The organism is Pseudomonas sp. ChxA, assembly GCF_030263855.1.
Lineage (GTDB): Bacteria > Pseudomonadota > Gammaproteobacteria > Pseudomonadales > Pseudomonadaceae > Aquipseudomonas > Aquipseudomonas fluorescens_CB.
Map to the genome: position 1 here is coordinate 1,109,009 of NZ_JARPMK010000002.1, position 21,358 is coordinate 1,130,366.

19 protein-coding genes are annotated in these 21,358 nt (G+C 61.8%); 11 read left to right on the forward strand and 8 right to left on the reverse strand.

What is annotated here, in order from left to right; translation table 11 throughout:
• Positions 1–268 precede the first annotated feature (268 nt).
• The 6 genes from P5706_RS30865 to pilG form a co-directional block, all read right to left on the reverse strand.
• Positions 269–724 carry a chemotaxis protein CheW gene (locus P5706_RS30865; protein WP_065912199.1) on the reverse strand — a complete coding sequence of 152 codons (456 nt, stop codon included), beginning with the start codon at positions 722–724 and terminating at the stop codon, positions 269–271.
• A complete protein-coding gene (locus tag P5706_RS30870; RefSeq protein ID WP_285684150.1) occupies positions 717–6,536 on the reverse strand; it encodes a hybrid sensor histidine kinase/response regulator in 5,820 nt (1,939 codons plus the stop codon). The genes P5706_RS30865 and P5706_RS30870 overlap by 8 nt, the downstream gene beginning before the upstream one ends.
• A 177-nt stretch (positions 6,537–6,713) precedes the next feature.
• On the reverse strand, positions 6,714–8,765 hold the full coding sequence (locus tag P5706_RS30875; protein WP_200430433.1) for a methyl-accepting chemotaxis protein: 2,052 nt from the start codon (positions 8,763–8,765) through the stop codon (positions 6,714–6,716).
• Entirely contained in the window at positions 8,762–9,286 is a 525-nt protein-coding gene (locus P5706_RS30880; RefSeq protein WP_285684153.1) for a chemotaxis protein CheW, read from the reverse strand. Before P5706_RS30880 ends, P5706_RS30875 begins: the two co-directional genes overlap by 4 nt.
• 12 nt (positions 9,287–9,298) lie before the next feature.
• Complete coding sequence (pilH, locus tag P5706_RS30885) at positions 9,299–9,664, reverse strand: twitching motility response regulator PilH (RefSeq protein ID WP_017139442.1); 366 nt, start codon at positions 9,662–9,664, stop codon at positions 9,299–9,301.
• A gap of 46 nt (positions 9,665–9,710) precedes the next feature.
• Positions 9,711–10,118: a twitching motility response regulator PilG gene (pilG, locus tag P5706_RS30890; protein WP_010564379.1), complete on the reverse strand. Its 408-nt coding sequence runs from the start codon at positions 10,116–10,118 to the stop codon at positions 9,711–9,713.
• Between the two features lie 239 nt (positions 10,119–10,357).
• On the opposite strand from pilG, the gene gshB reads away from it, so the two are divergent.
• The 7 genes from gshB to P5706_RS30925 all read left to right on the forward strand — a co-directional run bounded on the left by gshB (position 10,358) and on the right by P5706_RS30925 (position 16,460).
• Complete coding sequence (gene gshB / locus P5706_RS30895) at positions 10,358–11,311, forward strand: glutathione synthase (RefSeq protein WP_099550340.1); 954 nt, start codon at positions 10,358–10,360, stop codon at positions 11,309–11,311.
• 78 nt (positions 11,312–11,389) lie between these two features.
• A complete protein-coding gene (locus tag P5706_RS30900; protein ID WP_200430434.1) occupies positions 11,390–12,295 on the forward strand; it encodes an energy transducer TonB in 906 nt (301 codons plus the stop codon).
• Between the two features lie 272 nt (positions 12,296–12,567).
• On the forward strand, positions 12,568–13,137 hold the full coding sequence (locus P5706_RS30905) for a YqgE/AlgH family protein (RefSeq protein ID WP_017139445.1): 570 nt from the start codon (positions 12,568–12,570) through the stop codon (positions 13,135–13,137).
• The gene (ruvX, locus tag P5706_RS30910; RefSeq protein ID WP_003213744.1) at positions 13,137–13,574 is read left to right on the forward strand and encodes a Holliday junction resolvase RuvX; all 438 of its coding nucleotides are present in this window, start codon (positions 13,137–13,139) and stop codon (positions 13,572–13,574) included. Before P5706_RS30905 ends, ruvX begins: the two co-directional genes overlap by 1 nt.
• Before the next feature lie 82 nt (positions 13,575–13,656).
• Positions 13,657–14,163 (forward strand): bifunctional pyr operon transcriptional regulator/uracil phosphoribosyltransferase PyrR, encoded by a 507-nt coding sequence (gene pyrR, locus P5706_RS30915; protein WP_200430435.1) that lies wholly within the window; start codon positions 13,657–13,659, stop codon positions 14,161–14,163.
• Between the two features lie 24 nt (positions 14,164–14,187).
• Positions 14,188–15,192 (forward strand): aspartate carbamoyltransferase catalytic subunit, encoded by a 1,005-nt coding sequence (locus P5706_RS30920; protein ID WP_056857699.1) that lies wholly within the window; start codon positions 14,188–14,190, stop codon positions 15,190–15,192.
• On the forward strand, positions 15,189–16,460 hold the full coding sequence (locus P5706_RS30925; protein WP_285684164.1) for a dihydroorotase: 1,272 nt from the start codon (positions 15,189–15,191) through the stop codon (positions 16,458–16,460). Before P5706_RS30920 ends, P5706_RS30925 begins: the two co-directional genes overlap by 4 nt.
• A gap of 145 nt (positions 16,461–16,605) precedes the next feature.
• Here the strand turns inward: P5706_RS30925 and P5706_RS30930 are convergent, their stop codons facing one another.
• The gene (locus tag P5706_RS30930; protein ID WP_186616998.1) at positions 16,606–17,034 is read right to left on the reverse strand and encodes an NINE protein; all 429 of its coding nucleotides are present in this window, start codon (positions 17,032–17,034) and stop codon (positions 16,606–16,608) included.
• 249 nt (positions 17,035–17,283) lie between these two features.
• Between P5706_RS30930 and P5706_RS30935 the strand changes: the two genes are divergently transcribed.
• Positions 17,284–17,919 (forward strand): C40 family peptidase, encoded by a 636-nt coding sequence (locus tag P5706_RS30935; RefSeq protein WP_200430436.1) that lies wholly within the window; start codon positions 17,284–17,286, stop codon positions 17,917–17,919.
• Positions 17,920–18,108: 189 nt separating this feature from the next.
• Here P5706_RS30935 and P5706_RS30940 read toward each other — a convergent pair whose 3' ends face one another.
• A complete protein-coding gene (locus P5706_RS30940) occupies positions 18,109–19,143 on the reverse strand; it encodes a type IV pilus twitching motility protein PilT (protein ID WP_285684170.1) in 1,035 nt (344 codons plus the stop codon).
• A gap of 57 nt (positions 19,144–19,200) precedes the next feature.
• On the opposite strand from P5706_RS30940, the gene P5706_RS30945 reads away from it, so the two are divergent.
• Genes P5706_RS30945 through P5706_RS30955 form a run of 3 tightly spaced genes read left to right on the forward strand, consistent with a single transcriptional unit; the run spans position 19,201 to position 21,352 of the window.
• Complete coding sequence (locus P5706_RS30945) at positions 19,201–19,887, forward strand: YggS family pyridoxal phosphate-dependent enzyme (protein WP_285684172.1); 687 nt, start codon at positions 19,201–19,203, stop codon at positions 19,885–19,887.
• 33 nt (positions 19,888–19,920) lie between these two features.
• Positions 19,921–20,739: a pyrroline-5-carboxylate reductase gene (proC, locus tag P5706_RS30950; RefSeq protein WP_285684174.1), complete on the forward strand. Its 819-nt coding sequence runs from the start codon at positions 19,921–19,923 to the stop codon at positions 20,737–20,739.
• Between the two features lie 25 nt (positions 20,740–20,764).
• The gene (locus P5706_RS30955; protein WP_017139454.1) at positions 20,765–21,352 is read left to right on the forward strand and encodes a YggT family protein; all 588 of its coding nucleotides are present in this window, start codon (positions 20,765–20,767) and stop codon (positions 21,350–21,352) included.
• Positions 21,353–21,358 lie beyond the last annotated feature (6 nt).

The following is a 21,358-nucleotide window of genomic DNA, read 5'->3' on the forward strand; positions in this document are numbered from 1 at the left end:
AACGCTAAAAAATGATAACTATCAGGGGATAGTAGGCGAAAAAGATAATTTCGTGACCTCTTAAAACGCTAAAGCTCACTTGAATTTGATAATAAATACACTATTCGCGTTGAAAACGATAAAAACTCAGTTTCGATCGTTCCCACGCTCTGCGTGGGAATGCCGCCTGGGACGCTCCGCGTCCCGCCAGGCAGTGCAAGGCTCAAAAGAGTGACGCGGGGCGTCACGGGATGCATTCCCACGCGGAGCGTGGGAACGATCATCGCGGTCAGGCCAGGCCGGACTCGACCAACAACGCTTCCAACCCCATCAAATCCGGCACCTTCGCCACGTGCTCGCCCACCTGCACCGCCGCGAGTTCCAGCGGGCACAGTGGCACGTCTACGTAGCTCAGTTCGCTGTCGAGCTTGTACGAGCGGGGAATGCCTTGGATCACCAGCGCAATAAACTTCAACGTCGGCCGCCCGCCCAGCGCGTTCAGCACCACGATGCGCGAGCGCTCGGCGGTCAAAATCGCTTCGCCGCACACCGCTTCAAAGCTGATCAAGGGTATTTGCCGGTCGCGCCAGGTCACTTGCCGCAGGTACCACGGCGGCGCGTCGCTGGCCGGTTCGCCGCGCTGGAAGTCGATCAGCTCGGCCACGGCCACATTGGGCAGCACCAAGTGGCGGTCGGCCAAGGGCAGCAGCAGGCCGGTGAGTTGGCTGGTGCGGTGGTCAAGCATGTGACTTGCTCCAGTAGGCGATGCTTTCCAGCAGCACCGACTCCTGGTACGGCTTGCCGAGGTAGTCGTTGACGCCGATGGCCATGGCGCGGTCGCGGTGTTTCTGGCCGGTGCGCGAGGTGATCATGATGATCGGCAGGCGCATCAGGCGCGGGTCGTTGCGCACCTGGATCGCCACTTCGAAGCCGTCCATGCGCGGCATTTCGATGTCGAGCAGCATCAGGTCCGGGGTGTGTTCTTCGAGTACGGCGATGGCGTCGATGCCGTCTTTGGCGGTGAGTACGTTCATGCCGTTGCGCTCCAACAGTCGGCTGGTAACTTTGCGCACGGTGACCGAATCGTCCACCACCAGCACCAGCAGCGGGCGCTTTTTCAGCGGGTCGTTGAGGATCAGCGGCGCGTCGATCGCCTGGGCCGGCAAGGCCGGTTGGCGTGCACGGATGTGTGCGAGCAGATCGATGATCAGCACCACGCGGCCATCACCGAGGATGGTCGCGCCGGACAAGCCCTGCACGCCCGCAAACTGCGGCCCCAGGCCTTTCACCACAATCTCCCGCGTACCGACCATGGCATCCACATGCACCGCCACGCGCCGTTCGTTGTATTGCACCAGCAGCATCGGCACCGGCTGGTATTGACCGAGCAATTTCGGGCGGCTGACGGTATGCAGCAAGTCGCCAAGGTAGAACAATTCGTAACGCTGGCCGCCATATTCATAACGCGGCGGGTCTTGCTGATAGTGCCCGGCCAGCTCGTGGGGCAGCACACGCACCAGGCCTTCGATGGTGTTGAGCGGGATCGCATATTGATCGTCCGCGCACTGCACCATCAGCGCCCGGTTGACCGACACGGTAAACGGCAGGCGAATACGAAAGTGCACGCCCGCGCCGGGCGTGGAGTCAATCACCATCGAGCCGCCAAGCTGGCGCACTTCTTCGTGCACCACGTCCATGCCCACGCCGCGCCCGGAAATCTGGGTGATCTTTTCCGCCGTCGAGAAGCCCGGTTGCAGGATGAACTGCAACACGTCACGGTCGCTGATCTCTTGATGAGGGCCGAGCAGGCCGCGCTTGATCGCCTTGCGCCGCACCGCGTCCAGCGGCACGCCGGCGCCGTCGTCGCGCATGTCGAACACGATATCGCCGCCTTCGTGGGTCAGGTCCAGGGTGATACGACCCTTCTCCGGCTTGCCCGCCAGCACACGTGCTTCGCGGGACTCCAGGCCATGGTCGACGGCGTTGCGCAGCATGTGTTCCAGCGGCGCAACCATACGTTCCAGCACGTTGCGGTCCATCTCGCCTTCGGCATTGCCGACCACAAACTCCACGTCCTTGCCCAATTCCTCTGCCACCTGCCGCACGATGCGCTTGAGGCGCGGCAGCATGCGTTCAAACGGCACCATGCGCGTGCGCATCAGGCCTTCTTGCAACTCGGTGTTGATGCGCGCCTGTTGCTGCAACAGGTTGTGCGCATCCTGGTTGCGGCGGTCGAGGGTTTCCTTGAGGTCCAGTAGGTCGGAAGCGGACTCGGACAGCGCACGGGACAGTTGCTGCAACTGCGAATGGCGGTCCATTTCCAGCGGGTCAAACTCTTCGTAACCCAGGCGCTCGGCCTCGGCTTGCTGGCGGCTGAGGATACGGCCCTGGGTTTCGGTGTCGAGGCGGCGCAATTGGTCGCGCATGCGCTCGATGGTAGTTTCGACCTCGTTGAGGGCGGTGCGCGCATCGTTGACCTGCTGTTCGATACGTCCCCGGAAGATCGAGGTTTCACCGGCCAGGTTGACCAGATCATCGAGCAAATCGGCGGAGATTTTCACCATGTCCGCTGCCGGGTCGACAGCCGCTTCGGCCTTGCCGGCGGGCAGTGCAACCGGCGCCGGCGCCTCATCACTCGGGTGTACCAGGCTTTTGATCCGCTTGATCAGCTTGTCGACCGAGCCCACCGGCAAACCGTCCGCCACGGCGTCGATCATCTGCGCCAAGCGGTCGTGGCAACCTTGCAGCAGCGAAAACAACTCCGGCGACGGCGCCAGCAAACCAGCCGACAGCCCTTCGTAGAGAAACTCCAACTCATGGGCCAGATCGCCAATCGGCCCGATCTCAACCATGCGCGCGCCGCCCTTGAGGGTGTGCAGGTCGCGCAGCAGGGTTTCCACTTCCTGGCGATTGCTCGGCTCGGCCTGCCAACGCACCAGCGCGCTGCCGGAGCTGTCGAGAATATCGGCGGCTTCTTCGAGGAAAATTTCCAGCAACTCGGGGTCGGCTGTCGCCACTTCGGGTGCTGTGGCCGCGGCCGTGGGCGTGCTGCTGTGGCGCAACTCGCGCAGTTGCGCGACCAAGTCGCTGGAGTCGCTCAAGGGTTGCTGGTCTTGCAGTTGATCCAGCTGCAAGGCCAGCCGCTCGTGGCTGGCCATCAACACTTGGGACAACTCGGTGGAGTAACTGTAACGGCGGTCCACCAAGCCTTCGTAGAGGCCTTCCAACTCATGGGCCAAGTCGCCAATCGGGCCGATTTCGGCCATGCGCGCGCCACCCTTGAGGGTGTGCAAGTCTCGCTGCAATGAAGACAACGGCGCGGCGCTGTCGGGCTCCAGCAGCCAACGCTTGAGCGACTGCCCGGCGCTGTCGAGGATGTCCACGGCTTCTTCGAGGAAGATCTCGACGATCTCATCGTCCATCGCCGTGTCCTGACTCAATCGCGCCGTGGCCGCGCCCAGTTCAGCAATGCTGAGGGCACGGCTGCCATCGCTTTTGATCAGCCCGGTGGCTGACGGGTCGAGGGCTTCATCGAGCAATTCGCGCAGCGCCTGCACCCGCGTCGGCGCCGGGCTGATTTCCTGCCCCGCAGCCAACTGGTCGAGCATGTTGATCAGTGCGTCATGGGCCTGTTCGGCCTCGTGAAAAAACTTCTCGCTGACCGCCAGGCTGCTCTCTTCCACCGCCCCGTAGAGGTCAAGCAAGGCTTCGCAGAGTTCGTCGATGCTGTGCAGATCGGCGATATGCGCACCCTCGCCCAAGGTGGTCAACTCGTCCAGCAGTGCGGTGAGTTCCTGACGTTCGCCGGGGTGCTGCTGCCAACGGCGCAACAGGCTTTCGGCGTCGAGCAGGATGTCCATGCCTTGGGCCAGGAAGTTGGCGATCAACTGTGGGTCACACTTGATGCGCAGGCCCGTGTTCGGCGCGTCGAGCAGGGCTTGCAGTTGTTGGTCGAGCAGGCTTTGGGTGCGGCTGATCAGGTCCGGCGCGCCCTTGATTGGCACCAGCGGGTCACTGTCCAGTTGGTGCAGGCCGCGCTGGAACAAGCCTTCGGCCTCCAGCAGCAGTTCCACTTCGTCCAGGTCCAGCGGCAGGCGGTGGGCCTTGTACTCACGGGTCAGGTGATCCAGCGGCCGCGCCAGTTCAGCAATCGGCAACACACCCGCCATATAGGCACTGCCTTTGAGGGTGTGCAGGGCGCGTTGCAGTTCATCGCTGACTTGCAGCGGCACATGCTCGGCGGCCTGTTGCAGGAAGTGGTTGATGCTCTCCAGGTGGCTCTGGGCTTCGTTGCGGAAGATCTCCAGCAGCATCGGGTCGTGGGGCTCGGCGGTGGCTGTTGCGGTGCCACTGGCTAGGGCATGGGCACGGGCGGCCAGGGCGTCGACTTCATCGCGCTGGTGTTGGTCGTCGGTGGCGAAGTCGGCGATCAATTCGGGCAGCAGGGCCACCGCCTCATCCAGTACGTGTTGCACGTCGGGGTCGAGGGCCACGCTGCGTTCGAGCACGCGATTGAGCAGGTTCTCCACGGCCCAGGCCAGCTCAGCCAGCACCAGGGCGCGGACCATACGGCCGCTGCCTTTGAGCGAGTGAAAAGCCCGGCGCATTTCGCCCTGGGCGGTTTTGTCGGCGCTGTTGGGCAGGTGGCGGTGCAGCACGTCGAGGACTTCGTCGGTCTCTTCGAGGAAGACTTCGCGCAGCTCATCGTCGATAGGTTCTTCATCGGCCGGCGGCGGCAGCAAACTGCCGGGGCGATGCAGCGCCGGCGGGTTCAGGCGCGTGATCGGGCTGGCCAAGGCATCGAACTGGGACTGGCTCGGCGTGCTGTCGGCCGACAATGCGCCATCCGGCGCAACCAGCGCCTGGCGCCAGGGCTTTTCGGCGGGCAGGTAACCGAGCGCTGCCAAGCCTTGGGTGGCCAGTTCCAGCACGCGCTCACCCGCGGCGTCAGGGTCCTGGAGCATGCGTTCGAGGTAGTACTCAAGACTGCTGATCACCTCGGCAAAATGCGCCAGCTGCGCCTGGGTCGGTGGCGCGTCGTTGATCATCAGCTGTTCGTCGACGTAGTCGGTGCAACCCCGCATCAGGCTCGCTGCGCGTGGCAATGGAATCATCGCCAAGGCGCCGCGCACCTGGCTGAGCAACTCCGGCAGCGATTCCAGGCGTTGGCGGTCCCAGTCGGCTTCGATGCAGTCGATCACCAGCTCTTTGGCCTGGCGCAGGCACTGGCAGGATTCGCGGATCACCAGTTGGTGAATCTGCGTCAGGTCGGTGGTGGGCAGGCGGCTTTCTTCGCGGCTTTCCGGTTCAACGGTGCCGACCATGCCGGCCAGCGTGGACTCGACGTAGAGCAAGGCGCCGGCGACGTCCATCAGTACGGCATCGTTGGGTTCGCGGTGACCTTGCACCAGGCTCAACACCACGGCGAGCTGGTCGATGATCACCTTGCGCGGCTGGCCGAAACCCAGCACCGCCAAGGTATCGGCGATCTGCCGCAATGGCGCCAGCAGCGCATCCAGGTCGTCGGTGTGTTGGCGGTCGCTGCGCACGAACAAGTCGAGGCGCTCCTTGACCCGCACCAACTCCTCACACAATGCGCCGAGTACCGAGCCCATGGCATTGCGGTCCGGCCCGGCCAGGCGCGCCCGTTCGGCGTCGACCACGGCACTGTCGGGCAAGGCTTCGTCCAGGCCATAGCGTTCCTTGAGACTTTGCATGCGCGGCGTCGGGCGGGTGACCTTGGCCACATAAAACAGCAGGCTCTTGAGCAGTTCGTCGGGCGCAGGCTGGTTGATACCGCCGATGCCCTGGACCAGCAAACGCTTGAGTTGCTTGTCGCTGGCCTTGAGCAAGCTGCGCAGCGCCGGGCTGTTGGCGATCACGCCGGTGAGCATGCCTTCGACCAGCGCCGAGGTGACTTGCCACAACGGCAACAGCGGCGCGCCCTGGCACAGCGCTTCGAGGCGCGCGAACACCCGCGCCATGTCTTCCAGGTTGCTCGGGCCATGATCTTCGCGCAGCAGGCCGGCCAAGGCTTGTTGCAGCAATTTGTGCCACTGGTGCAATTGTTCGTGCAGCTCTGGCACTGCGCGCTGGGCCAGGGCTTCGTCGGGCAACGGTGCAATCGACAAGAGCTGTGGGCTGAACAGGCTGGTCTCGGACAACAGGCTTTCGCCGCGCGCGCTGCGCAGGTCATTGAGCAGCGGCAACACCACCAGCGGCAGGTCGCGGCGGGCGCTGTGTACACGGTCCAGATACAACGGCAATTGACTGAGGGCTTGTTGCAGCAGACGGATGCTTTCATCGCGCTGGCCGACGCGCTCGGCTTGCAGGGCCAGGGTCAGTTCTTCGATTTCTTCGGCGAGCAGGGCTGCGCCGTAAAACTCGACCATTTGCAGCGCACCATGCACTTGGTGGATGGCGGCCAGGCACTCGGCGATGGCGTCGCTGTCGTGGGTTTCGACAAACGCGTCCAGCGCCGAACGGGCCTGCTTCAGGGTTTCGGCAATGTCGCCCTTGACCCATTCGAGGGCCACGTAGTCGTGCCGATCAACCATAACTGCTCCGCTTAAAATTTATGAGTTGCTGGTGTTGCCAAGAACAATGGAGATCACCTGTGGGAGCTGGCTTGCCTGCGATGGCGGACTGTCAGTTGATACCTGTGCAACTGACCCACCGCTATCGCAGGCAAGCCAGCTCCCACATTTGGACTGTGGTGTTTTCCAGCTAGCATTTCAATCTTCGACCTTTTTAGGCGGTGGCAGGGTGAAACCCGACACCGACCGGCGCAACTGGCTGGCCATTTTTGCCAGGTTGCCAATGCTCTCCGCCGTAGCCGTGGAGCCTGACGAGGTCTGCGTGGTGATCTGCTGAATCACATTCATCGTCAGCGAAATTTGCCCCGCCGACGAGGTCTGTTGCTGCGCCGCATTCGAGATGCTCTGAATCAATGCCGCCAGGGTTTTCGACACGCCTTCGATCTCTTCCAGCGCCACGCCCGCGTCCTGGGCCAGCCGCGCGCCGCGCACCACTTCGGTGGTGGTTTGCTCCATGGAGATAACCGCTTCATTGGTGTCGGCCTGAATCGCGCGCACCAGGGTTTCGATTTGCCGGGTGGCGGCGGATGAGCGCTCGGCCAGCCTTTGCACCTCATCGGCCACCACCGCAAAACCGCGCCCGGCGTCACCGGCCATGCTCGCCTGGATGGCGGCGTTGAGGGCGAGGATGTTGGTCTGGTCGGCAATGTCGTCGATCAGGCTGACGATGTCGCCAATCTCCTGGGAAGATTCGCCCAGGCGTTTGATGCGCTTGGCGGTGTCCTGGATCTGTTCGCGGATGTTGTCCATGCCATGGATGGTGTTGTGCACCACCTCGTTACCCTTGTTGGCGATTTCCACCGAGCGTTCCGCCACGGCCGAAGATTCGGCAGCGTTGGCCGACACTTGATCGATAGATTGCGCCATCTGATTGATCGCCGTGGAGGCTTCAGCGATCTGCTGGGCTTGATGCTCCGAAGCCTGTGCCAGGTGCATGGCGGTGGCCTGGGTGTCCTGCACCGCACCGGCCACTTGACCGGCAGTGAGGTTGATGGTGGCGACCAGATCGCGCAGTTGGTCCACGGAGTAGTTGATGGAATCCGCAATGGTGCCGGTGAAGTCCTCGGTGACCGAGGCGGTTACGGTGAGGTCGCCGTCGGCCAGGTCTTCGATTTCATCCAGCAGGCGCATGATCGCGTTCTGATTGCGCTCGTTCTTCTCGGCGGTTTCATGCAATTGGCGGTTGGTTTCGCGCACCATCACCAGGCCAATCAGAATGATCGAGGCCAGCGCCAGCAAACCCAGCACGTAGCCACCAATGGTGTCGAAACTGCGCCCGCTGGCGAGGTTTTCAAACCCGGTGGCCAGGTGCGAGGCTTCATCGAGCAGGGTTTGCGACAGGTTGAAGATATTGCTTGCCGAGGCCCGTACCTGGAACAGTTGCGGCGAGGTTTCGAGGATTTCATCCACGGAGCCGGAGACAAACTCGAACAGCTCCGAAATTTCCGCCAGCCGCGCGCGGGCGTCATGGTCTTCGACCTGGGTAATGCGCAAGCCCGGGTTGCCATTGAGCATACCGTTGAGCACCACACCGAAGCGGCTGGCATCGCGGCCAAAAGCATCGGCGGCTTGTACAGCGGTTTCGTCGCCTGCCAGCACGGTGTTGACCGCGCCGAGAATACGTTCGGCCAACAACGACTGGCGCTGGGCCAAGGCCACCTGACTGGCCGGTGCGCCGCGTTGCAGCAGGATATCGACGACCTTTTCCGATTCCATCTGCAATTGCGGCACGGTTTCGGCGAGGGTCGCGGCCACTTGATGCAGGGACAGCACGGTTTGCTCGCTGGCGAGGATCGCGTCGGTGTTTTTCAGCAGCGCTTCCCAGTCGGTTTGCACCGCGCGCATTTCCGCGCGTACCGCGTTGGGCGCGGCCGGCAGGCCGGTCTCGATATCGCCTTTTTTCAGGTAGCCCCAGCGCTGGGCAAAGTCGTTGCGCGCATCGCCCAGCAATTTGAACGCGGCGGCCTTGCCGGCAGCGGCCTCGGTGGCGTTCTTGGCGATGCGCTGCGACAGCACGCGCAGCTCACCGGCGTGGCCGATGTACTGCTTGTCATAGGTGGACTGGGTGTTGAGGTACGCGAAGTTGGCGAACAACAGCATGATGAACACGATCAACGCAATAAACAGCACGATGATCTGCGAACGGCTGCGCGACGCGGCCTGGGGTTTGGGCGTGGTGACAGTGGTCATGCGGCAACATCCATGAAGCCTGGGGCCTGGGTCAGAGCGAAGGGGCTGAAGACTTGCCACAACTGATCGCTGTCGAACTCGCCCTGGATAAACGGCGCGGCTGGAGCAGTGCTCACCAACAATGCGTCTTGTGCGAAATGCTGCATGCCTACCACCTCGTCTACCAGCAGCCCGACAAACAGGTCGTTGTATTCGACCACCAGCACCCGCCGCTGCTTGCGTGCCTTGGACAGTTCCAGGCCGAGAAAACCGCCCAGGTCCATCACCGGCAGCAAACGCCCGCGCAGGTTGGCCACGCCCTTGACCCACGGCTTGACGCCGGGCATCAAGGTGCAACGCGGCTCATGCAGCACTTCGGCGACTTCGCCCATCGGCGCCACGTACCAGTGTGGCCCCAGACGAAAGCCGATCCCGCTCCAGCGTTGCAGGCGGGCTTCCTGAGACGGCAGGTCGGCGGCCAGCAGGCGGCAGCGGCGGTCGATGTCCAGCAGCAGCTCGAAGGCGGTTTGCGACTCGGTCATGATCGCGAGCCTTTAGCCGGCCAATACCTTGTTCAAGGTGGCGATCAGGGTGTCTTCGTCCACAGGCTTGGTCAGGTAATCCTTGGCACCCTGGCGCGCGCCCCAGATTTTGTCGGTTTCCTGGTCCTTGGTGGTGATGATGATGATCGGAATGCCGTTGGTTTCCGGCTCCTTGGACAGCTGGCGGGTAGCCTGGAAGCCGTTGAGGCCCGGCATCACGATGTCCATCAGCACGGCGTCGGGTTTTTCCTGACGGGCCAGGGCCACGCCGTCCGCGCCGTTTTCGGCCTTGAGCACCACGTGGCCGTGCTTTTCGAGCATGCCGGTGAGTTTGTACATTTCAGTCGGCGAATCGTCGACGATCAGAACGCGTGCCATGGTTTTCCCCACTACATTGGTCGGCGCCGGCCCTTGTGAGGCGGCGTCAGTGTGCTTGTTCTACTGCGGCGAACCCAGGCACGTAAGCCTTGATTGCGCCCAGCAGTTCTTCCTTGCTGAAAGGCTTGGTCAAAAACTGATCGACACCCACGATGCGCCCCTTGGCCTTGTCGAACAGGCCGTCTTTGGACGACAGCATGATCACCGGGATCGACTTGAACGCCGGATTGTTCTTCACCAGGGCGCAGGTCTGATAGCCATCCAGACGCGGCATCATGATGTCGACAAAGATAATGTGCGGGTGATGATCAACAATCCGGGCCAGGGCATCGAAACCGTCGATGGCCGTGATCACATCGCAGCCCACGTTCTTCAACAGCGTCTCGGCGGTACGGCGGATCGTTTTTGAATCGTCGATCACCATCACTCTCAAGGCGTTGGAATGCTGTTCCATATCTGCTCTACCATCGCCACAGCGAATCGGTTTTCGGTGTGTACTGCCTGATGTTGCACAGGATGAGCGCCGCAAGCCTTGGAATTCAAGGGCTGCTGCGCCGTGGCAGTCTTTTTAGCACAGTCTCCGGGCGCAATCTATCGAGCAACCGGCCAGGTGGTTTTTCCTTGACCCACAACAGCCGCAGCGCCACTCTGACGCCACTTTTATGCGCCCTAATTTGCTAGAGGAAATCCCCCATGAGCGTTCGCGTCGGCATTGTCATGGACCCTATCGCCAGCATTTCCTATAAAAAGGACAGCTCGCTGGCCATGCTCCTGGCCGCCCAGGCCCGCGGCTGGACGTTGTTCTATATGGAGCAGCGCGATCTTTACCAGGGCGACGGCGAGGCCCGCGCGCGCATGCGCCCGCTGCAGGTGTTTGCCAACCCTGAGAAGTGGTTCGAACTGGCGGACGAGATCGACAGCCCGCTGAGCGATCTGGACGTGATCCTGATGCGCAAAGACCCGCCGTTCGACATGGAGTTCGTCTACTCCACTTACCTGCTGGAGCAGGCCGAGCGCGCCGGTGTGCTGATCGTCAACAAGCCGCAAAGCCTGCGCGACTGCAATGAAAAGCTGTTCGCCACGCTGTTCCCGCAGTGCACGCCGCCGACCGTGGTCAGCCGCCGCGCCGACGTGCTGCGTGAATTCGCCGCCAAACACGGTGATGTGATCCTCAAGCCGCTGGATGGCATGGGCGGCACGTCGATCTTCCGTCACCGCGCCGGTGACCCGAACCTGTCGGTGATCCTGGAAACCCTGACCGCGCTGGGCACCCAGCAGATCATGGGCCAGGCTTATATTCCGGCGATCAAGGATGGCGACAAACGCATCCTGATGATCGACGGCGAGCCGGTGGATTACTGCCTGGCGCGTATTCCGGCAGCCGGCGAGACCCGTGGCAACCTGGCGGCCGGTGGTCGTGGTGAGGCACGCCCGTTGTCGGACAAAGACCGGTGGATCGCCTCTCAGGTTGGCCCAACCCTGCGGGAAAAAGGCCTGCTATTTGTAGGACTAGACGTAATTGGTGAGAACCTCACCGAAATCAACGTCACCAGCCCGACCTGTATTCGCGAGATTGACAACGCATTTGGCACGAACATCGGCGAAATGCTGATGGCGGCCATTGAACGCAAGCTACAAGCCAAGTGACATAGAACAGCCGGACATCAACCAACATTGCGTTATCATGCGCCACCTGTGAAACGCGCGATGTTGGTTTTTTTTGTCATGACACTCCCGTCCGATCTGCCCTACGAACTCTCCCACAGCGGCGTGCGCCCGGCTGATCGGCTCGGATTTACCCTGTTCCTGGCCGCCTTGATCCACCTCGCCCTACTGCTCGGCCTGGGCTTCACCTACGTCGAACCCAAGCAGATCACCAAAACCCTGGAAATCACCCTTGCCACGTTCAAGAGCGAAAAGAAGCCCGAAAAGGCTGATTTTCTTGCCCAGGACAACCAGCAAGGCAGCGGCACCCTCGACAAGAAAGCCGTGCCCAAGACCACCGAAGTGGCGCCTTTCCAGGACAACAAGGTCAATAAAGTCACGCCGCCACCCGCACCCAAGCCCGAGGTCAAGCAGGCCGCGCCCAAGGCTGCCGTGACCACCGTCGCGCCCAAACCGCAAAAAGCTGCGACCCAGCGCGAAAAAGCCAAGACCGAACCGACGCCTGAGCCGGTGAAGCCCGCCCCGACGTTCGACAGTTCGCAGCTCTCCGACCAGATCTCCAGCCTGGAAGCGGAGCTGGCCAATGAGCAACAGCTGTATGCCAAGCGCCCGCGCATCTATCGCCTCAACGCCGCGTCGACCATGCGTGACAAAGGCGCCTGGTATAAAGACGAGTGGCGCAAGAAGGTCGAGCGCATCGGCAACCTCAACTACCCGGATGAAGCGCGGCGTCAGCAGATTTACGGCAATTTGCGTCTTCTGGTGTCGATCAACCGCGACGGCTCGCTTTATGAAGTGCAGGTGCTGGAGTCGTCCGGCCAGCCGCTGCTGGACCAGGCCGCCCAGCGCATCGTGCGCCTGGCTGCGCCTTTCGCGCCGTTTACCGGCGACCTCAACGACATCGACCGCCTGGAAATCATCCGCACCTGGAAGTTCGCCAGGGGCGATCGGCTGTCGAGCAACTGAGTATAGTTCCCCCTTGTGGCGAGGGAGCTTGCTCCCGCTGGGCTGCGCAGCGGCCCCAAAAATCGGACTGCTGCGCAGTCCAACGGGAGCAAGCTCCCTCGCCACAGGTACGAAGTACATCCTTTAATACAGGATAAGGATCGTTCCCACGCTCTGCGTGGGAATACATCTCAGGACGCTCCGCGTCCACTTTCAAGAGCGTGACGCAGAGCGTGGGAGCGATCACTAACTCCAGCTTGTCAGTTCGCCCCTCCAACGCCACACTAGTGGACATGAAAAATGTCAGCCCGACCTACCTCAAGCACCAATTCCTGATCGCCATGCCCCATATGGCCGACCCGAACTTTGCGCAGACCTTGACCTACATCGTCGAGCACACGGCCAATGGTGCCATGGGGTTGGTGGTCAACCGCCCGCAAGAGCTGAACCTGGCCGATATCCTTGAGCAGTTGCGCCCCGAGATCGACCCGCCGGCGCGCTGCCAGGGTGTGCCGATCTACATTGGCGGGCCGGTGCAGACCGATCGCGGCTTTGTGCTGCACCCCACCGGGCCAAAGTTTCAGGCCACGGTAGACCTTGAAGGCGTGTCGCTGTCGACCTCCCAGGACGTGTTGTTCGCCATCGCCGACGGCGTCGGCCCTGAGCAAAGCGTGATCACCCTCGGCTACGCCGGCTGGGAAGCCGGGCAACTGGAAGCGGAATTGGCCAGCAATGCCTGGCTGACGTGCCCGTTTGACGCCGACATCCTGTTCAACACCGCCAGTGAGCTGCGCCTGGAAGCGGCTGCCGCCAAGCTGCGGGTCAACCTCAGCCTGCTGACCAGCCAGGCGGGGCACGCCTGATGGCTTTGCGCTTGATCCTCGGTTTTGACTACGGCACCAAACAGATCGGCGTAGCGGTCGGCCAGGTGATTACCGGCCAGGCCCGCGAGCTGTGTACCTTGAAAGCCCAGAACGGCGTGCCGGACTGGAACCAGGTCGAAGCCCTGATTAAAGAGTGGAAGCCCGATGCTGTGGTGGTCGGCCTGCCCTTGAACATGGACGGCACCCCCAGCGAAATGTGCCTGCGCGCGGAAAAATTCGCCCGCCGCCTCAATGGCCGCTACAACCTGCCCTTCTATACCCACGATGAACGCCTGACCACCTTTGAAGCCAAGGGTGAACGCCGCGACCGTGGAGGGCAAAAAGGCAGCTACCGCGACAACCCCGTGGACGCCATTGCCGCCGCCCTGTTGCTGCAGGGCTGGCTGGATGAAAACACCGCTTTATTTGAATCCTGACTGACGCGGCTTGCCGCGTCTTTTTACGTTTGAGTCCGGACCTTGCTGCGCCCACGCCGCGCAAGGCCTTGAAGGAGCCACCATGAGCCTGCCCAATCCCACCGAACTGATCAGCCAGATGGCGATTCGCCTTAAGGCCCACTTGGAACACCGCGCCATCAGCGAGCCGCGTTTTATCGGCATCCGCACTGGCGGTGTGTGGGTGGCCCAGGCGTTACTGGAAGAGCTGGGCAGCGATTCGCCGCTGGGCACCCTGGACGTGTCCTTTTACCGCGACGACTTCAGCCAGAATGGCCTGCACCCGCAAGTGCAGCCCTCGGCGCTGCCGTTTGAGGTCGAAGGCCAGCATCTGGTGCTGATCGACGACGTGCTGATGAGCGGCCGCACTATCCGCGCCGCCCTCAACGAGCTGTTCGACTACGGCCGCCCGGCCAGCGTAACCCTGGTGTGCCTGCTGGACCTGGATGCTGGCGAATTGCCGATCAGCCCGGATGTGGTCGGCGCCACACTGTCCCTTGAAGCCCACCAGCGGGTAAAATTGTCCGGTCCCACGCCGCTCGAACTCGAACTGCAAGACCTTGCCCTTTAAACCGCCTTGTACAGAGTCCCCGCGATGACGCCTCTAGATGCCAAGCGCCCGCTGCAGCTCAATGCTCAGGGCCAGTTGCAACACTTCTTGTCCCTCGACGGTTTGCCCCGCGAACTGCTCACTGAAATCCTCGACACCGCCGACTCGTTCCTCGAAGTCGGTGGCCGGGCGGTGAAGAAAGTCCCGCTGCTGCGCGGCAAAACCATCTGCAATGTGTTCTTCGAGAACTCAACGCGCACCCGCACCACGTTTGAACTGGCGGCCCAGCGGCTGTCAGCCGACGTGATCACACTGAACGTGTCGACCTCGTCGGCGAGCAAGGGCGAAACCCTGCTCGACACCCTGCGCAACCTGGAAGCCATGGCTGCGGACATGTTCGTGGTACGCCACGGCGACTCCGGTGCCGCGCATTTCATCGCCGAACATGTGTGCCCGCAGGTGGCAATCATCAACGGCGGCGACGGCCGCCACGCCCACCCGACCCAGGGCATGCTCGACATGCTCACCATCCGTCGGCACAAGGGCAGCTTTGAAAACCTGTCGGTGGCCATCGTCGGCGACATCCTGCACTCGCGGGTGGCGCGCTCGAACATGCTGGCCCTGAAAACCCTGGGTTGCCCGGATATCCGCGTAATCGCGCCGAAAACCCTGCTGCCGATCGGCATCGAGCAATACGGCGTGAAGGTCTACACCGACATGACCGAAGGCCTCAAGGATGTGGACGTGGTGATCATGCTGCGCCTGCAACGCGAGCGCATGTCCGGTGGCCTGCTGCCGAGCGAAGGCGAGTTCTACCGCCTGTTCGGCCTGACTACCGCACGTTTGGCCGGCGCCAAGCCGGACGCCATCGTGATGCACCCAGGCCCGATCAACCGTGGCGTGGAGATTGAATCGGCGGTGGCCGATGGCCCGCAGTCAGTGATCCTCAACCAGGTGACTTATGGCATCGCCATCCGTATGGCCGTGCTGTCCATGGCCATGAGCGGGCAAACCGCGCAACGTCAATTCGAGCAGGAGAACGCCCAGTGAAGCTCAGCATTCTTGGCGCTCGCGTTATCGATCCGGCCAGTGGCCTGGATCAAGTCACCGACCTTCACCTGGAAGCCGGCAAGCTCATCGCCATTGGCGCCGCGCCCGCAGGCTTCAGCGCCAGCCAGAGCATCGATGCCAAAGGCCTGGTGGCCGCGCCTGGCCTGGTGGACCTGAACGTCGCCCTGCGCGAGCCGGGTTACAGCCGCAAAGGCAGCATCGCCAGCGAAACCCGCGCGGCTGCGGCCGGTGGCGTCACCAGCCTGTGCTGCCCGCCCCACACCAAGCCGATCCTGGACACTTCGGCGGTGACCGAGCTGATCCTCGACCGCGCCCGTGAAGCCGGTAATTGCAAGGTGTTCCCCATCGGCGCGTTGAGCAAAGGCCTGGAAGGCGAACAACTTGCCGAGCTGATCGCCCTGCGTGACGCCGGTTGCGTGGCATTCGGCAACGGCCTGGAGAGTTTTCGCAGCACCCGCACGCTGTGCCGTGCGCTGGAATATGCGGCTACGTTCGATCTGACCGTGATTTTCCACTCCCAGGACCGCGACCTGGCCGAAGGCGGCCTGGCCCATGAGGGCGCCGTGGCCAGCTTCCTCGGCCTACCGGGCATTCCGGAAACTGCCGAGACCGTGGCCCTGGCCCGCGACCTGCTGTTGGTGGAACAAAGCGGCGTGCGCGCGCACTTCAGCCAACTCACCAGCGCACGCGGTGTGGCCTTGATCGCCCAGGCCCAGGCGCGCGGCTTGCCGGTGACGGCGGATGTGGCGTTGTATCAGCTGATTTTGACCGATGAGGCGCTGATCGACTTCTCCAGCCTGTATCACGTGCAGCCGCCGCTGCGCACCCTGGCCGACCGTGAAGGTTTGCGGGCGGCGGTGAAGTCGGGTGTGGTGTCGGCCATCTCCAGCCATCACCAGCCCCACGAACGGGATGCCAAGCTGGCACCGTTTGGCGCTACCGAGCCGGGAATCAGCAGCGTAGAGCTGTTGCTGCCCTTGGCGATGACGTTGGTGGAAGACGGCTTGCTGGACTTGCCGACGCTGCTGGCGCGCCTGAGCGCTGGCCCGGCCGAGGCATTGCGCTTGCCGGCGGGTAAGTTGGCGGTGGGTTCGGCGGCGGATCTGGTGCTGTTTGCCCCGGCCAGTTCCACGGTCGCCGGGGAGCACTGGCTGTCCAAGGGCGAGAACTGCCCGTTCATCGGCCATAGCCTGCCGGCGACGGTGCGTTACACCTTGGTGGATGGGCGAATTACTTACCAGGCCTGATAGATCACACAGCTAGTGTAGGCACGGTCAATGTGGGAGCTGGCTTGCCTGCGATGCGGACACCTCGGTTTTTCATCCCTACCGAGGTGATGCTATCGCAGGCAAGCCAGCTCCCACATTTGCATCTCTACATGACTTAAGTGCTTTATCGTCCAGCATTGCGCTCGGCATTGCGGATCGAAATCTGCGTATTCAACGTCCAGAAGTCATACAGCACCCCGATCAGGAACAAACCGCCGGTCAGCAGGTAGATCAGGCCGGTGATCCATTTGCCCTGGTACATGCGGTGCAAGCCGAACACACCCAGGAACGCCAACAGTATCCAGGCCACGTTGTATTCGATCGGCCCGGCGGTGAAACGCAGGTCCGCTTCACGGTCCATGGCCGGGATCAGGAACAAGTCGATCAGCCAGCCGATACCGAACAGGCCGAAGGTGAAAAACCAGATCGTGCCGGTCACCGGTTTGCCGTAATAGAAGCGATGTGCCCCAGTAAAACCAAAAATCCACAGCAGGTAACCGATCACCTTGCTGTGGGTGTCTTGCTGCGTAACATCCTGTCGATAGGTGTTCATGGAGTACCTCTTTTGCCTCGATAGATAAATTTTTTCATTTTCTTTGTGACTTTTTTACGGGCGCCCGACGCACGGCAAATGGTATCTTCCCTCCCGCAAAGCCTTATGCCACCTGACTTCTGTAGGACAATAGCGGCAATTCGTCGCGTTTTTCCTGTATTTGACCCCAGGGTTCAGTCGACAAACGGCCTTAGAACGACACAAAAAGCTGTTATAAAGTTGCGCGCAAACCATAAAGAGCCACGCCTAATGCGACCATTTTTCAAGACATGGCTAACCATCTGCCTATTAATGCCACTGGCCGCCCACGCCACCAATCGTGAGCAACGTCTTCCTAACGTTAACGGTTTCACCCCTAAAGTTCACAGCACACCCAGCACTGCCAAGTCGGTAAAGCTGACCGTCAACCGCCCGACTCAAGTGAGCAAGGCCCACGGTAAAGCAACCCACACCCAACTGGCCGTCAACACCAAACAAAGCAGCAATGTCCTCAGCCGTGCCGTTAACGTGCTCGGTACACCTTATCGTTGGGGCGGCAGCAGCCCAAGTAAAGGGTTCGACTGCAGCGGTTTGGTGAAATATGCGTTTAATGATGTAAAAGCGGTGGATTTGCCCCGCACCTCCAATGCCATGGCTGCCGGCCACGGCTTGAAGGTTGACCGCAAGGATTTGAAACCGGGCGACCTGTTGTTCTTCAAGTTGAAGAGCCGCCAGGTCAACCACGTTGCCATCTACCTGGGCAACGACCGCTTTATCCACGCACCGCGCCGTGGCAAGTCGGTGAGCATCGACACACTGAAAAAGCCGTTCTGGGACAAGAACTACGTGATTGCCAAGCGTGTTCTGCCTAAAGAGCAGAATAACCTGCGGGTTGTTCAGCGCTGATCCCAGGCTGAATGCACTACAAAATGTGGGAGGGCTTGCTGTGGCGAGGGAGCTTGCTCCCGCTGGGCTGCGCAGCGGCCCCAAGATTTTGGGAGCGCTTCGCACTGGAGCGCCAGCCCGGTCAAGCGGGAGCAAGCTCCCTCGCCACACAAAGCCCGCTCCCACATTTTTTTGCGTCGATCTTCAGACCTATATATCCCCAGGCACCCTCGCCTGCCCCCGCGCATCCTCCCGGCTGATCAGCCCTTCGCTGACCAACGCCTTCAAGCTCATATCCAGCGTTTTCATCCCCAACGCCCCGCCGGTCTGAATCGCTGAGACCATCTGCGCCACCTTGTCCTCGCGGATCAGGTTACGAATGGCTGGCGTGCCCAGCATGATTTCGTGCGCCGCGACCCGGCCGCCGCCGAGCTTCTTGACCAGCACCTGGCACACCACCGCCTGCAACGACTCCGACAGCATGGTGCGCACCATGGCTTTTTCCCCCGCAGGGAACACGTCCACCAGCCGATCCACGCTCTTTGCCGCTGAGGTGGTGTGCAGCGTGCCCAATACCAAGTGCCCGGTCTCTGCCGCCGTCAGTGCCAGGCGGATGGTGTCCAGGTCACGCAGCTCGCCCACCAGAATCACATCCGGGTCTTCACGCAGTGCCGAGCGCAGCGCCACCGAGAAACTATGGGTATCGCGGTGTACCTGACGCTGATTGATCAGGGCCATTTTCGGCCTGTGGATAAATTCGATCGGGTCTTCCAGCGTGAGGATTTGCTGGCGCCGGTGCTGATTGAGGTGGTCGATCATCGCCGCCAGGGTCGTGGACTTGCCCGAGCCGGTCGCCCCGGTCACCAACACCAGGCCACGCGGCAGCTGTGCGATACGGCGGAAGACCTCGCCTAACCCGAGGCTCTCCAGGCTTTGCACTTCGGTCGGGATGGTGCGAAACACCGCGCCCATGCCGCGATCCTGGCGGAACACATTCGCGCGGAACCGCGCCAGGCCCGGCAGCGCGAAGGCAAAATCCGTTTCAAGAGATGTTTCGAAATCCTTTTGTTGGTGCTGATTGAGCAAAGGGCTTAATAAGTCCGCAACTTGCGTAGGCGAAAGCACCGGGCCATCCAATGGCCAGATTTCGCCATCAACACGCAGCATTGGCGCCAGGCCCGCCGACAGATGCAGGTCGGAGGCGCCACGGCGCACGCTGGCCGTCAGCATTTCAGTGATATCCATAGGGCTTTCCATTTCCAGTAGAATGCCGCGGACTCCATATCCACGGGTGCATCTTGAATGTCGACGATAGCAGACAACATTGGCCAGGTTAGCCAGCGCATCCGCGTCGCGGCCCACGCCGTGCAACGTGACGAAAGCAGCATCCACCTGCTGGCCGTGAGCAAGACCAAACCGGCCCAGGCCGTGCGTGAAGCCTATGCCGCCGGCATGCGCGACTTTGGCGAGAACTACCTGCAGGAAGCCCTGGGCAAACAGGCTGAATTAACCGACTTGCCCTTGAGTTGGCACTTCATCGGCCCCATTCAATCGAACAAGACTCGTGCGATCGCCGAGCACTTCGCTTGGGTGCATTCCGTGGACCGCCTGAAAATCGCGCAACGCCTGTCTGAACAACGCCCGGCTGACCTGCCGCCGCTGAATATCTGCATTCAGGTGAATGTGAGTGGCGAAGCCAGCAAGTCCGGCTGTACACCCGCCGACCTGCCGGCCTTGGCCACTGCAATCAGCGCCCTGCCGCGTTTGAAGCTGCGTGGCTTGATGGCGATCCCCGAGCCGACTGAAAATCGCGCGGCACAAGATGCAGCCTTCGCAGCGGTCAGCGATCTGCAAGCCAGCCTGAACCTGGGGCTGGACACACTTTCCATGGGCATGAGCCACGACCTTGAGTCGGCTATCGCCCAAGGGGCCACTTGGGTGCGGATTGGTACCGCCCTGTTTGGCGCCCGCGACTACAGCCAGCCGTGAAATGGCTGACATCCCTCTAAGTAAGGACCTGTCATGAGCAACACGCGTATTGCCTTTATCGGCGCCGGTAACATGGCGGCCAGCCTGATCGGCGGCCTGCGGGCCAAGGGCCTGGAAACCACGCAAATCCGCGCCAGCGACCCTGGCGCCGAAACCCGCGCGCGCGTCAGCGCCGAGCACGGTATCGAAACCTTTGCCGATAACGCCGAGGCCATCCAGGGCGTCGACGTGATCGTGCTGGCGGTCAAGCCGCAAGCCATGAAGGCCGTGTGCGAGAGCCTGCGCCCGAGCCTGCAACCGCACCAACTGGTGGTGTCGATTGCCGCCGGTATCACCTGCGCGAGCATGAACACCTGGCTCGGTGCCCAGCCGATTGTGCGTTGCATGCCCAATACTCCAGCACTGCTGCGCAAGGGCGTCAGCGGCTTGTACGCCACTGCCGACGTGACGGCAGAGCAGCGCGACCAGGCGCAGGAACTGCTGTCTGCCGTGGGCCTGGCCGTGTGGCTGGAACAGGAGCAGCAATTGGACGCGGTTACTGCCGTGTCCGGCAGCGGCCCGGCTTACTTCTTTCTGTTGATCGAAGCCATGACCGCCGCTGGCGTGAAACTGGGCCTGCCCCATGAAGTCGCCGAGCAACTGGCCGAGCAAACTGCTTTGGGCGCCGCGAACATGGCGGTCGACAGTGATGTAGACGCTGCCGAGTTGCGCCGTCGCGTGACCTCGCCAGGCGGCACCACGCAGGCTGCCATCGAATCGTTCCAGGCCGGGGGTTTTGAAGCCCTGGTGGAAAAAGCACTGGGTGCTGCGGCACACCGTTCGGCCGAGATGGCTGAGCAACTGGGCAAATAGTCATCCCTTACCAAGGTAATCAAACATGCTCGGAATCAATGACGCTGCCATTTTCATCATCCAGACCCTGGGCAGCCTGTATCTGCTGATCGTGCTGATGCGTTTTATCCTGCAACTGGTGCGGGCGAATTTCTACAACCCGCTGTGCCAGTTCGTGGTCAAGGCCACCCAGCCGCTGCTCAAGCCACTGCGCCGGGTAGTGCCGAGCATGTTCGGCCTGGACATGTCTTCGCTGGTGCTGGCGCTGCTCCTGCAAATCCTGTTGTTTGTGGTGATCCTGATGCTCAACGGCTACCAGGCGTTCACCGTGCTGCTGTTGCCATGGGGTTTGATCGGGATCTTCTCGCTGTTTTTGAAGATCATTTTCTGGTCGATGATCATCAGCGTGATTCTGTCGTGGGTCGCACCTGGCAGCCGCAGCCCGGGCGCCGAGTTGGTGGCCCAGATCACCGAGCCGGTGCTGGCGCCGTTCCGCCGCCTGATCCCGAACCTGGGCGGCCTGGATATTTCGCCGATCTTCGCGTTTATCGCGATCCAGCTGCTGCAAAGCTGGGTGATTCCGCGCCTGGCGTACTACGCGTTCATGCCTAAAGAGCTGTTCGGCCTGATCTGATAGGTG